Source organism: Stenotrophomonas sp. FR012 (assembly GCF_047520565.2).
Classification (GTDB): domain Bacteria; phylum Pseudomonadota; class Gammaproteobacteria; order Xanthomonadales; family Xanthomonadaceae; genus Stenotrophomonas; species Stenotrophomonas sepilia.
Genome location: NZ_JAXBQL020000009.1, coordinates 50133 through 62277 on the forward strand (window position 1 = coordinate 50133; position 12145 = coordinate 62277).

Annotated in this window: 12 protein-coding genes; all 12 read right to left on the bottom strand. The window is 67.5% G+C overall.

From position 1 onward, the window contains the following. Positions 1–4: 4 nt before the first annotated feature. Positions 5–349: a hypothetical protein gene (locus ACM0O9_RS15200; protein WP_065179265.1), complete on the bottom strand. Its 345-nt coding sequence runs from the start codon at positions 347–349 to the stop codon at positions 5–7. 33 nt (positions 350–382) lie between these two features. After that, positions 383–1153 carry a LytR/AlgR family response regulator transcription factor gene (locus ACM0O9_RS15205; RefSeq protein WP_005415102.1) on the bottom strand — a complete coding sequence of 257 codons (771 nt, stop codon included), beginning with the start codon at positions 1151–1153 and terminating at the stop codon, positions 383–385. Continuing rightward, positions 1143–2402, bottom strand: coding sequence for a sensor histidine kinase (locus ACM0O9_RS15210; protein WP_061478621.1), 1260 nt, complete (start codon positions 2400–2402; stop codon positions 1143–1145). The genes ACM0O9_RS15205 and ACM0O9_RS15210 overlap by 11 nt, the downstream gene beginning before the upstream one ends. Before the next feature lie 285 nt (positions 2403–2687). After that, complete coding sequence (locus tag ACM0O9_RS15215; protein WP_235649921.1) at positions 2688–4337, bottom strand: M28 family metallopeptidase; 1650 nt, start codon at positions 4335–4337, stop codon at positions 2688–2690. 360 nt (positions 4338–4697) lie between these two features. Further along, entirely contained in the window at positions 4698–6353 is a 1656-nt protein-coding gene (locus tag ACM0O9_RS15220; protein WP_053500757.1) for a CsgG/HfaB family protein, read from the bottom strand. A gap of 16 nt (positions 6354–6369) precedes the next feature. Then, a complete protein-coding gene (locus ACM0O9_RS15225; RefSeq protein ID WP_235649920.1) occupies positions 6370–7047 on the bottom strand; it encodes a hypothetical protein in 678 nt (225 codons plus the stop codon). 98 nt (positions 7048–7145) lie between these two features. Beyond that, complete coding sequence (locus ACM0O9_RS15230; protein WP_049464579.1) at positions 7146–8246, bottom strand: hypothetical protein; 1101 nt, start codon at positions 8244–8246, stop codon at positions 7146–7148. After that, the gene (locus ACM0O9_RS15235; protein WP_005415094.1) at positions 8237–9433 is read right to left on the bottom strand and encodes a hypothetical protein; all 1197 of its coding nucleotides are present in this window, start codon (positions 9431–9433) and stop codon (positions 8237–8239) included. The genes ACM0O9_RS15230 and ACM0O9_RS15235 overlap by 10 nt, the downstream gene beginning before the upstream one ends. 106 nt (positions 9434–9539) lie before the next feature. Then, positions 9540–10802 (bottom strand): RNA polymerase sigma factor, encoded by a 1263-nt coding sequence (locus ACM0O9_RS15240; protein ID WP_171957927.1) that lies wholly within the window; start codon positions 10800–10802, stop codon positions 9540–9542. Positions 10803–10847: 45 nt separating this feature from the next. After that, complete coding sequence (locus tag ACM0O9_RS15245; RefSeq protein ID WP_014645774.1) at positions 10848–11204, bottom strand: DUF1428 domain-containing protein; 357 nt, start codon at positions 11202–11204, stop codon at positions 10848–10850. 22 nt (positions 11205–11226) lie between these two features. Then, on the bottom strand, positions 11227–11637 hold the full coding sequence (locus ACM0O9_RS15250) for a VOC family protein (protein ID WP_414603831.1): 411 nt from the start codon (positions 11635–11637) through the stop codon (positions 11227–11229). A gap of 33 nt (positions 11638–11670) precedes the next feature. Then, entirely contained in the window at positions 11671–12093 is a 423-nt protein-coding gene (locus ACM0O9_RS15255) for a VOC family protein (RefSeq protein WP_111175762.1), read from the bottom strand. Positions 12094–12145 lie beyond the last annotated feature (52 nt).

Below are 12145 nucleotides of genomic sequence, written 5' to 3' on the forward strand. Positions count from 1 at the left end.
GTGATCACTCACGGTGGCAGTGTTCTATCGGGTCCTGGCTGACGCACTGGCGGAAGCCGTCGGGCAGGCCACGCATGGCCTCGGTCTTGCCTGCTGCAACTGCGAACCGGCGCAGCGGCGGTGCGGTACACGCCGCATCGGGGCTGCAGCCCGGATCGAGCACCAGGTAGTGGCAGGCACCACTGCTGCTGGCAATGCACTGGAAACGAGCCTCGCCATCGACGACGGTAGCCTTGCTGTACAGCGTGTCCACGCCGTTGGCGTGGGTGCGCGTGATCGAGGTGTTGCGGGACCTTTCGCAGCCGGCCAACGCCAGCACGACAATGCACGCAATCAACAGTCGGGGCATGTTCGTTCCTCGGTGAAGGGGATGCTGCTGCGGCTACATGCCGCGGAACAGGCTCATGAACGGCTGGCTGACCACCAGCGTCTCCGTGCGCCCGCGCAGGCGCAGCACGCCGCGCCCGGTATCGTCGCGGCTGACCGCCGCCACCGCCTTCATGTTGACGATGGTCGAACGATGGATCTGGCGGAAGTGCTGCGCATCGAGCACTTCCAGCAGCTCGCGCAATGGTGTGCGCAGCAGGCTTTCGCCGGTGGCGGTGACCACGGTGGTGTACTTGTTGTCCGCGCGGAAGTAGGCCACGTCTTCCAGCATGATCAGCTGCGTCTCGCGCCCGTTGCTGGCGGTGATCCAGGCCAGTGGCGGGCGCTCGGCTGCGCCCTGCGATGGGCCCAACCGCTGCAGCAGGCGCTCCAGCACGGCATCGTCCTGGCGCGTCGATGGCAGCCGCGACAGGATGCGCTCGCGGGTGGCCAGCAGGCGCTCGTCGCTGACCGGCTTCAACAGGTAATCCATCGCGCCCTGCTCGAACGCATCGATGGCGTACTGGTCGTAGGCGGTGACGAACACTACCTGGGTGCGCGGGCTCAGCTCGGACAGCGAGCGTGCCACCTCGATGCCGCTGATGCCAGGCATGCGGATATCGAGAAAGGCGATGTCCGGCTGCTTCTCGGCCAGCTGCTCCAGCGCGCTGGCACCATCCTCGCACTCGGCCACCAGCGCGAGGTCCGGCCACAGCCGGCCCAGCTGCTCCACCAGTGACTGCCGCAGCAGGTCCTCGTCTTCGGCGATCAGGGCTTCAAGCGGCATGGCTGCGCTCCTTGTGCGACTGCGGCAGGGTCATCGTCGCTGCCACGCCGCTGGGGAAGTTGGCGACGATCGCCACGCCGGCCTGCTCGCCACAGGTCAGGCGCAGGCGCTCGCGCAGGTTCTTCAGGCCGATGCCGGTACCACTGGTGCCCTGGCCGAAGCCGAGCCCATCGTCGGCCACGGTCACCGTCACGTGGTCGTCGAAGCCGCGCGCCAGGATCCAGATCGTGCCGCCGCCGGGCTTGGGTTCAAGGCCATGCTTGATCGCGTTTTCCACCAGCGTCTGCAGCGCCATCGCCGGCAGGTGCACGCCATGCAGTTCGTTGGGCACCTGCACTTCCACCGCCAGCCGTGCGCCCATACGGATGCGCAGGATCTCCAGGTAGGCGCGGGTGCGTTCCAGCTCCACGCCCAGCGTGGACACCGATTCGTCCACCTGTGGCAACGAGCTGCGCAGGTACTGGATCAGGTGGCCGAGCATCTGTTCGGCCCGTGCCGGGTCGGTGCGGGTCAATACCTGCGCGTTGGCCAGCGTGTTGTAGAGGAAGTGCGGTTCCACCTGCGCATGCAGCAGGTTCAGCCGCGCCACCGACAGTTCCTTTTCCACCTGGGTCTGTTCGGCCGCAGCCTGTTCGTCGCGGCGCTGGTCGGCGACGCGGCGACTGATCGCGCGGGTGACTGCTTCGGCGTTCTCGAAGTTGCTGCCCTCGTCCAGCGCCAGCAGGTCGGCCCACCAGCCGGCATCGGGTTCGAACAGCAGGGTAACGGTGCTGGTGCCCTGCCCCGGCGTGACCGTGGCCAGCACGCTGTTGCGCTTGATCGCCAGCCGCGCCGGCAGGTTCCAGCGCGACGGCTGGCGGCCATTCCAGAGGTCGACCCGGCGCACATAGGCGCGCACCTGCAGGCTGCCGGCCGAGCTTTCCACATCTTCCACGCGGGGTAGTTCTGAGATTGCCGCCTCCACCACCGAAAAGGCGTGGCCGGCGTCCATCGGCAGTTCGATCTGGCGGCGCTGGCGACCGGACAGGGTGGTGGCATCCAGGCGACCGGCCACCAGCCAGACCCGGCGGATGTGGGTGATGGCACTGCCCAGCGCGGAAATGATCAGGAACATCGCCAGCAGGCCGAAAATCCAGCCCGGGCCATCGTTCATGCCACTGAAGATGCCGCTCCAGACCATGCCAGCGACGAACAGCGCCGCAGCCCAGGCCAGCAGGTGACGGAACAGGAGTGAAAGGCTGGCGAACACGGCGGCGCCTTGGAGGAAGGGGGTGAGCCGAGCATAGGGCGGCCGGCCGGGCAAGCAAGCGGCCTGCGACGAAGGGTCGGAAAGTGCGGATGGAAGCCGCTATGGAAATGCCGGGAACGCGCCTGCGCATTCGCGCTGGCGCTCCCACGGCTCGCCTGCGCAAGCCGTGGGCCCCATCTCACCAGCACCCACATCCCCGCGCCTATGGCGCCGCCCCCTGACTCAGGGGACGGTTGCCCGGACCGAGTGCGGTTGCCGGCCAGCGGCCGGCACTACCGAACGCCCTTACTTGCGCTGGCCGGCGCTGGCGTCACGCACGGCGCGGAACGACTCGTCCTTGCTCCAGTTCGGCCAGGCACGGGAGTTGGCCAGCTGGTTGCCCAGCGTGTACAGCACTTCCAGGTCGCGGGCGGCACCGGCGAACACCCAGTCCGGCTGCCATTCGTCGCCCTGCTGGTGGTAACGCTTGGCGGTGTAGTCCTCGGAGGCCTTCTTGCCCGCAGCCACGCCACCGTCCACCCAGTCCTGGCCGGCCGACCACGACAGTGCCGGCACGCCACGCTTGGCGAACGGGAAGTGGTCGGAGCGGAAGAACAGGCCCGCTTCCGGCTTCGGGTCCGGCGTGTAGCGGATGTCCCAGCCCTTGGCCACGTCCTTCAGCTGGTCCAGCAGCTCGAAACGCGCGGCACCGTAGATGCCGAAGTCACGCGACGGGCCGAACGGCGCCATGCCGTCCATGTTGATCACCGCCACGGTCTTTTCCAGCGGGTACAGCGGATGGGTGGCGTAGTACTCCGAACCCAGCAGGCCCTTCTCCTCGGCGGTGACCGCCAGGAACAGCAGCGAGCGCTGCGGGCGCGTTTCCTTGGCGAAGCCACGGGCAAGCTCGAGCAGCGAGGCGGTACCACTGGCGTTGTCCAGTGCGCCGTTGAAGATGCGGTCACCGCGCGCGTCCGGCTCGCCCACGCCGATGTGGTCCCAGTGCGCGCTGTAGATGATCGTCTCATCCGGATGGCGGCTGCCTTCCAGGCGTGCGGCCACGTTGTGCGAGGTGATCACTTCGGTCTTCACCGCGTACTTCGCGTCCAGGCTGGCGCCGGTCAGCGGCACCGGGGTGAAGTCGCGCTGCTGCGCCTTTTTCTTCAGCGCCTCGAAGTCCTGCCCGGCGGAGCGGAACAGCTCCACCGCCAGGTCGCGCTGGATCCAGCCTTCCAGCAGCGGGTGGCTTTCGGCCGGGTTGTCGCGCACCACGTCGAACATGGTGTTGGTGTTGGAACCGGCCACGGTGGCCCAGCCATAGGAGGCCGGTGCGGTCTCGTGCACGATCAGCACACCCAGTGCACCCTGGCGCGCGCCTTCCTCGTACTTGTAGGTCCAGCGGCCGTAATAGGTCATGCCCTTGCCGTCGAAATCACCCTGGCCGGTTTCGAAGTCCGGATCGTTGATCAGTACGACGGCAATCTTGCCCTTCAGGTCCACGCCCTTGAAGTCGTCCCAGTTGCGCTCCGGGGCCTTCACGCCGTAGCCGAGGAACACCAGCGGGGCCTTGCTGATGTCAACGTTGCTGGCGCCGTTCATGGCGGCGCGCACGGCAATCTGCTTGCCCTGCTCCAGCGCAACGGTCTTGCCGCCCTGGTGCAGCGCCAGCTGCGGTGTGCCGACGATGTCGCCCTTGCGCAGCGGCACGGCCTGGGTCCAAAGGCGCTTGCCGTCCTTGAGGTCGCCGCCCGGCTGCAGACCGGCGTCGGCAAATTGCTTGCTGAGGTAGGCGATGGTCTTCTCTTCGCCGGCGGTGGCCGGCGAGCGGCCTTCGTAGGCGTCGGAGGCCAGTTCCTTGACGTCGGCGGAGATCCGCGCGCCATCGAATTTCGGGGTGGCCGCCATCAGTGCGCTCGACACTGACAAGGCCAGCAGGCCCAGTGCTACTCGCTTCATTGCTCTCTCCAGCAGGGAAATCTCTCTGGAGTGTAATGGGATTCGGCAGGGCTGCGCCCTGCACCCGCCGAAGCCAGGGCAGCAGCAACAGCTGGAGCAACAGCAACAGCAGAAGCAGGCATTCGGTGGGATGGCGGGGTGGGTCCGGTTGCGGGGGACGCCGTAAACCCGTCCTTGGGGGTTTGGCCGCGGCATCCATGCCGCGGACACCCCCGCAACCGGACCCACCCCGCCTTCGACAGATCTCTGCTGCTGTTGGTGGGTGTCGACCATGGTCGACACGAACGGAAACAAGAAGGGGCCAGATCCCTTTCCCGGCGGGAAAGGGCTCTGACCCCATCTGTGTGTTGCTTGAGCCTGTTACCAGTTCGGGTCTTCGGCCGGGGCGGCGGCGGCCTTGGGCTTCGGCTTGGCCGCCGGGCGTGCGGCCGCGGCGGGAGCGGCCGAGGCGGTCGCGCCTGCGGCGGCGGCAGCCGGCTTGCTGCCCAGCTTCTGGCGCAGTTCGATCTGGCCCGGACGGAAGCCGCCGCGCATCGCGTCAACGCCGTCTTCGATGGTGCCGTACGAGGTCTGTGCAGCCACGCGGTCGATGCGGATGGTGCAGCATGGGTGTTCGCTGCGGCCCAGCGAACGGCCGGTCTGCGGGTCCTTCAGTTCCTCGCCCAGGCGCACAGCCTGCCAGCGCTGGCCGGCCTGCACGGTGTCACCGCCCTGGCTCAGCACCACCTGGTCACCGTCCACCGACACCACCGACACCGGGAACAGCGTGGTGACGATGCTGGTGCCGATCTGGCCGGACAGCGATTCCATCATCGCCGCAGCCATGTTGCGGCCGTTGACCACACGCGGCAGGGTGCTCGGGCCGGTCGAGGCCAACTGGTGATCGAAGCTGTCGGACATCACCACCTGGCCAGTGGTGGCGTTGACCAGGCGCAGGGTGATGCGGCCGCCACCGGAGTATGAGGTCACCTGACGGTCGGACATGCGCAGGTTGCGCACGCTGCGCGGGTACTCGAAGCGTTCGATGGTCGGGATCAGGATCAGGTCGGTCGCCAGCTGCTGGCCGACGCGGGCAGTGTCCTGCAAACGCACGTTGCCGCTGTTGATGTGGTCGATCTCGGCCTGCAGTTCGTCGCCGAACTCGCGATCCAGCACGATGAAGCGCTGGGTCTGGGTCAGCGTGTCGGACAGGCGTGCGCGGATCGCGTCGGCCACTTCATCGGCGCTCACGCGGCCATCGCCCACGGCATAGCTGCCGGCCTTCGTACGCGGCAGCGCGACCACGATCTTCGGCTTGCCCTGCTCGTCCGGTGCGCGGTACTGGGCGATCTGGGCACGCACGCGTACCTTCCAGTAGCTGCGCATGCTGCGGTGGGTCACGTCGGAATCGAACGAGCTTGCGCCACGCTTGGCATCGACGCTGACCTTCTCGTCGTAGCGCTCCTTGACACTGGCCGAGGCACCGCCGCCCTTGGCCGTGGCTTCGCCAGAGGCGCTGGCAGAGGCCGAACCCTTGAAGCTCCAGCCTTCATCGCTGGCGCGCACGCGCGCGATGGTTTCCTCGTCCAGCTGCCGCACTTCGTCCTGCGACAGGATTTCATAGCCCAGCACCGCGCCCTGCGAGCCGGCGATCATCTGCTGGGTGAACGCGTCGGCGCGGATATCGCCGACGTGTTCGTCATCCACGTCCACATGCAGGCCTGCGCGCAGGCCCTGCATCTGGCTGGCCACGCGTACACCGTTGACCTGCGCCACCGCCGACTGCAGCGCCGCCAGCACCGCCAGTTCCGGGGTGCTGCCGATGCCGTCGGCCTCGCGCGCGACCTGGGTGGTGCCGCCGAAATCCGGCGTGCCACGCAGGGGCGCTGCTTCCACTGGCGCATTGCTGGCCAGTGCACTGGTTGCCTTGTCCTTGGCGGGTGTGGGCGCATCGGCGGCCGGGGTGTCCTGCTTGCCGCAGGCTGCAAGCAGCACGGCGGCCAGGCCCAGGCCGATCAAACGGGAGGTCGTACGCATGGGGTTGATCCTCGGATCAGATCGAGTCGAGCATCGAATCGGCGTTCGACGGCACCTTCACCTTGCTCTTCTTGGCGAAGGTCACGGCCGACTTGGTCGAGCCGTACAGGCCCTGGATGAAGCCCGGCGATTCCTTGGCCACCCATGCACCGGCAGCCAGTTTGCGGCCGACGGTGGCCATCTGGGTGGCGCCCAGGTTCTTCATGCCGGCGGTGAAGTTGCTGGCTTCGCCGCCCAGCTTCTGCGCTTCGGCAGCCGACGCCAGCAGCGAGACCAGGCCTTCGGCATAGTGCTGCTTGGATTCAGCGTTCAGCTCCGGCTGCGCGGCCTGGCGCTCGTCGATCGCGGCCTGGGCGGCTTCGCTGACCGACACCGACTTCTTCATCGCATCGACGCTGACCGAACCCGACGACAGCGCCTGGCGCTCGGCTTCCAGCAGCTGCACCTGCTCGGCCAGGCCGAAGGCACGGGCGAACGAGGCCTGGGCCTGCAGCGAGTGCGACTGCGAGCTGACGAAACGACGCACCAGTGCTTCCTGCGCGGCTTCATCCGGTGCGGCGGCGCTGGAGGCGCTGCTGCTGGAGGTACCGGTGGCGGCGCCGGCCAGATCCTTCAGCTTGCCCAGGCCGGCGTGCGCCGGCATCGACAGGGTGGCGGCCGCGATGGCCAGGACAAGAGCGGTATTGCGGATCATGTGAGAGTCCTTTGGGAGAGACGGCCGCGGTGCGGCACGTGGGGAATCGGTAACCCCGGTGGATGCCGAGCGAGCTCGGTACCCACCGGGGTGGCGGATCAGCGGACCGCCTTGACGTTCAGTTCGTTGATCATCTGCTGGGCGGCCTTTTCGGCAGCCAGCTGCAGGGCATTGGTACGGGCCACGGTTTCATTCGGGCCAGTGCCGGAGAACTGCACCGGGCCGACCGACGACACGGTGCGCGGGAAACGACCGGTCACGTCCAGCACCTTGCCGGTGACAGTGACGAACACGCGGGTGTTGCCACTGGCCGGGTCGCGGTCGCGCATGCCGACGTCGAGGGTGCCGACGGCGATGTACGGAATGTTGGCTGCACGGATGCCGTTGGCGGTGTCACGCAGGGTGGCCGGGGCCAGGTCGTTGCCGGTGCTGAAGTCCTTGCGGATACGCTCGATGCTGAGCAGGCCACGCGACTCGCCTTCCACGTATTCGGCTTCAACCACTTCGTAGCCGGCGGCGCTGAAGGCACCGGTCATTGCGGTGTTGACCTCGGCGGCGTTGGCCACCTTCCAGGTGATGTTGTCGGCGCGTGCGGTGGTGCTACCGCCGCTGGTGACCGACACCGATCCGTTCTGGTTGATGCTGCCGTTGGTGCTGACCGAGTTGCCGCGGAAGCTGTCGCCCTCACGGGTGTTCTCGCTGTAGCTGCTGCTGGCGTCGACGCGGCGGTATTCCTTGTCCTGGAACGACTGCACGGTGTCCTGCGAGCGCGCCATGAACAGGAAGGTCAGCAGCGAGCGCTGCGCGGCGGTGGCACCGGCCACGGCCGAACCCGCATCCAGCTTGGTCTGCAGCAGAGTGGTGTTGATCTCGGCACGGACGGTAACGGTGTAGGTCTTGGCCTTCTTGTCTTCGGTGTCCGACAGCTGCACCGCGCTGAGCACGTAGCGGTCGATCTCGCCGATGAACTCGGCGCGGCGCGCTTCGAACAGGCGCAGCTTGGCCGCACCGGTTTCGGCGATGTACGCCTCCAGGGCGTTGACCTTGGCCTTGTTCAGGGCCTGGGCACGTGTATCGGCACTCAGGCGCAGGCCGTAGCTGGCCGAGCCGGTGCCGCGCGAACTCGCGGTCTGCGCAGCGACCGGCGAGGCCACCACCAGCGCGATGAGGATGAGCAGGATGGTACGCATCAACGACATGACTTGATCAACTCCTGAAGGGCTTGGGTCTGCTGCTGCAACGGGCGGCCGCCCGGCTTCTGTTCGTCCAGCCAGGCGCGCGAATCGGCACGCTTGGCGGCGGCGCCGGCGAAGGCATCGAGCCCGGCCAGCAGGGTTTCGTAGCTGGCCGACCACTGGTCGACCTGCCACTGCGTGGCCGGAACCACCTTGGTGGCCCCCTTGCGCAGCGGCTGTTCGAAATAGACCTTCCCCGAGAACGGTTCGGTCACCTTGGCGGTGAAGAAGGCGCCGAACAGCATCGTCTTCATCGCCGGGGTTTCCTCGATCACGCCGTTCTTCAGTGCATCGACCTGCAGGTTGATGACGTAGTCGGGTTCGGGAATCTTCAGCTGGTAGACCTTGCCGTCGGCAAAGCGGGCAGCCATCGCGCCACCGATCGCCTGGCCCGAGGCCGGCGGCAGCAGCCCGACGCCGGTGTTGGAAGAAAGCGTCTTGGACAGTTCATGGGCCAGCGTGGCGCGCAGCGGCGCTTCCCACTTCGGGTCGGGCAGCTTGGCGCGGACCGCGTCGGACAGGGTTACTCCACCGACCTGCAGACGGCGCACCGCCGCGTCGGGCAACCTGGCCTGGGCAAGGCTGGCCGCCAGCACCTGCGACAGGCTGGTATCGGCGCCGCCATACAGCAGATCGGCGACGATCGCGTCGATATCGTCGTTGTCCGGTCGGTAATCCTGCACGTCGATGCGCTGCAGCGTAAGCGGATAGGACGCGATCACCTGGCGCTCGCGGAAGTCGAAGAACAACGCCTGCAGCGCCACTTCCACCAGCACCTTGTACTGGTCACCGATCGGCTCGACCGAGACCAGTTCGCGGTCCAGCGCGGCGGCCAGCACGGTGGCGCTGGTGGTGCCGTCGAGCATCGCCACCGGCTGGTCGATCAGCTCCAGGTGGGCCGGTGCGCGGCGCTTGAGCGACTGCGCCAGCGTCTGGTTCAGCGGGACCAGGCCACGCCGTTCCAGCACCGCATGCGCATGTGGCGTGGTCGCCTGCACGGCGGCGGCGTCAGCGGTATAGGCAAAACCGGCCCAATAGGCCTGCTGCGATTTGTCCGCGGCCTGCACGGCCGTCGGCCATACGGCCAGGCACAGGGCACAGGCAAGCAGGCGCGCAAAAGCGCGCGATGCGCTCTTCGTCCTTGAATACATCCAACCGCTCCTCGGTCAATACGCACGGAATGCGGGCGCTGATGCGTCCGCTGGGCGCGAAACATAGCCGCTCAGGCGCGCGGCGACAAGTGCTGTCCTTGTCGGCTCAGTCCGTGGGGGGCAGGCCGGCCCGTTGCCGCAGCAGTCCGCGCTCGGCCTGGTTGTGGCTGAGCCGAGCCGCCTCGCCAAAAGCGTCACGCGCATCCTGCTCGCGCCCCAGTGCCTGCAACAGCTCGCCACGCACCACCTGCAGTGGCGCGTAGTCACGCAGGCGCGCGTCGACCAGCAAGGGCTGCAGTTGCGCCCACGCGGCGAAGGGACCGTCGCTGCGCAGGATCGCCACCACCCGGTTCAATGCCACCACTGGCGAAGGCTGCACCTGCAGAAGCTGTGTATAAAGCGCAGCAATGCGCGGCCAATCGGTGGCGTCAGCGCGACGCGCAGCCGCATGGCAGGCCGCGATGCGTGCCTGCAGCACGTAGGGATCCTGCCCGCCGCCTGCGGCCAGCGCACGTGCCAGTGCCTGCTGACCACGTTCGATCTGCAGCCAATCCCAGCGCGCGCGGTTCTGCTGGTCCAGCAGCACCGGCGCGCCCTGCGCGTCCACCCGCGCCGCTGCACGCGAGGCCTGCAGCTCCATCAGCGCCAGCAGGCCCAGTACCGGCGGCACCGGCAACCGATGGGCCAGGATGCGGGCCAGGCGCAGCGCTTCCTCGCACAGTGCCGGGCGCATCCAGTCATCGCCGGCGCTGGCCGCATAGCCTTCGTTGAACACCAGGTAGATCGCCTCCAGCACCGAAGCCAGGCGCTCCGGCATCGCCTCCGCGCGCGGCACTTCATAGGGCACCTGCTTCTGCGCCAGGGTGCGCTTGGCGCGCACGATGCGCTGGGCGATGGTCGGTTCCGGCTGCAGGAACGCGCGTGCGATCTCCACGGTGGTCAGGCCACCGAGCAGGCGCAGGGTGAGTGCCACGCGCGCATCGGCCGGCAGCACGGGATGGCAGGCCACGAACATCAGCCGCAGCAGGTCATCGCCCAGGTCATCCTCCAGCGCCTGGTTGTCATCGGGTGCCGGCAGCGCCGCCGGATGCAGTTCCTCGCCCCATTGCGCGTGCTGCTGCGCCACGCGTTGGTGCTGGCGCAGCACATCGATGGCACGGTTGCGCGCGGTGGTCATCAGCCAGGCTCCGGGGTTGTCCGGGATGCCCTGCTCCGGCCAACGCTCCAGCGCGGCCAGCCAGGTGTCCTGGGCCAGTTCCTCGGCACGGCCGACATCGCCACCGAGCAGCCGCGCCAGGCGCGCGATCAGCACTGGCGACTCCATCCGCCAGAGGGTTTCCAGACGCTGCGTCAGTGCGGGCTCGAGCATGCGCCGATCACAGCACGCACGCCCGGCCCGCACAAGCGCCGCAGCTCACGCTTCAACAATCGGCTTGAAGCCACCCCAGAACATGCGCCGGGTATCGAACGGCATGTCCTTCGGGCCCAGCGACGCCAGCCGCGGGTCGGCCATCACCTTTGCGTTGATGCGGTCGCGTGCCGCGCGCGAGCGGAACACCACGAAGGCGACGATCACCGTCTCGCCCGGTTTCGCCTTGACCGCGCGCGGGAACGAGGTGCTCTTGCCCGGTTCCACATCGTCGGCCACGCATTCCATGTACTGCAGCGCGCCATGGTCCTTCCACACCGCGCCGGCCTTGCGGGCAAGGCGGCGGTAGGCCGCCACCTTGTCCTGCGGGCACGGCAGCACGTAAGCGTCCACGTAAGCCATACGGGTTCTCCTGCGGCGGCCGTCAGCCCGGCTCGCCGGCCATGTGTGCGATCTCCCAGAGATGGCCGTCCAGGTCCTGGAAGCCACGCTGGTACATGAAGCCGTAGTCGCGCGCCGGCTGCGGTTCGCTGGCGCCGGCGGCCAGGGCCTTGTCCACCAACTCGTCAACGGCCTTGCGACTGGGTGCCGAGAGCGCATTGATCACTTCCGTGTGGGTGTGCGCGTCGGCAATCGGCTTGTTGGTGAACTGCTGGAAAAAGGGCTGGGTCAGCAACATCACGTAGATGCTTTCGCTGATGACCATGCCGGCCGCGTCGTCGTTGGTGTAGGTCGGATTGAAGCTGTAGCCCAGCGCGGTGAAGAATGCCTTGGACTTCTCCAGATCCTGCACTGGCAGGTTGACGAAGATCATCTGCGGTTGTGGTGCACTCATCGTTGAAGCTCCTTGTGGATGACAGAGGCGGGATCAGGGCTGCTTCATGCAGTTGACCATCCACGGCTTGCCGTAACGGTCGATCAGCATGCCCCAGCGATGTGCCCAGAACGTTTCGCCGATCGGCATCTGCACCTGGCCACCTTCGGCCAGCGCGGCGAACACGCGTTCGGCTTCTTCGATGCTGTCGACATCGACATTGATGGTGGTCGAGCCGCCCTCGCCACCGCCGGGACCGTCGGCCGCCATCACGATGGCGCTGCCGATTTCCAGCTGGCTGTGCGCAACGTGGTCGAGGGTTTCCGGCGGCATTTCGTTGCAGCCCGGCGAGCCATCGGAGGGCGGCATGTCGCGGTACTTCATTTCCGAGGTGACCTGGCCACCGAGTGCCTTGGCATAGAACGCCATTGCCTCGTGGGCCTGGCCGCTGAAGCCGAGGAAGGGAATCAGTCTCATGGCAATACTCCGTTGTGCGGTTCAGGGCGATAGTGCCGGGGCGTGCCCGGCA

Bases quoted from the DNA above. Each gene is read 5' to 3' on its own strand.
- ACM0O9_RS15200 (WP_065179265.1), bottom strand. From the start codon at position 349: ATGCCCCGACTGTTGATTGCGTGCATTGTCGTGCTGGCGTTGGCCGGC.
- ACM0O9_RS15205 (WP_005415102.1), bottom strand. From the start codon at position 1,153: ATGCCGCTTGAAGCCCTGATCGCCGAAGACGAGGACCTGCTGCGGCAG.
- ACM0O9_RS15215 (WP_235649921.1), bottom strand. From the start codon at position 4,337: ATGAAGCGAGTAGCACTGGGCCTGCTGGCCTTGTCAGTGTCGAGCGCA.
- ACM0O9_RS15220 (WP_053500757.1), bottom strand. From the start codon at position 6,353: ATGCGTACGACCTCCCGTTTGATCGGCCTGGGCCTGGCCGCCGTGCTG.
- ACM0O9_RS15225 (WP_235649920.1), bottom strand. From the start codon at position 7,047: ATGATCCGCAATACCGCTCTTGTCCTGGCCATCGCGGCCGCCACCCTG.
- ACM0O9_RS15230 (WP_049464579.1), bottom strand. From the start codon at position 8,246: ATGTCGTTGATGCGTACCATCCTGCTCATCCTCATCGCGCTGGTGGTG.
- ACM0O9_RS15235 (WP_005415094.1), bottom strand. From the start codon at position 9,433: ATGTATTCAAGGACGAAGAGCGCATCGCGCGCTTTTGCGCGCCTGCTT.
- ACM0O9_RS15240 (WP_171957927.1), bottom strand. From the start codon at position 10,802: ATGCTCGAGCCCGCACTGACGCAGCGTCTGGAAACCCTCTGGCGGATG.
- ACM0O9_RS15245 (WP_014645774.1), bottom strand. From the start codon at position 11,204: ATGGCTTACGTGGACGCTTACGTGCTGCCGTGCCCGCAGGACAAGGTG.
- ACM0O9_RS15250 (WP_414603831.1), bottom strand. From the start codon at position 11,637: ATGAGTGCACCACAACCGCAGATGATCTTCGTCAACCTGCCAGTGCAG.
- ACM0O9_RS15255 (WP_111175762.1), bottom strand. From the start codon at position 12,093: ATGAGACTGATTCCCTTCCTCGGCTTCAGCGGCCAGGCCCACGAGGCA.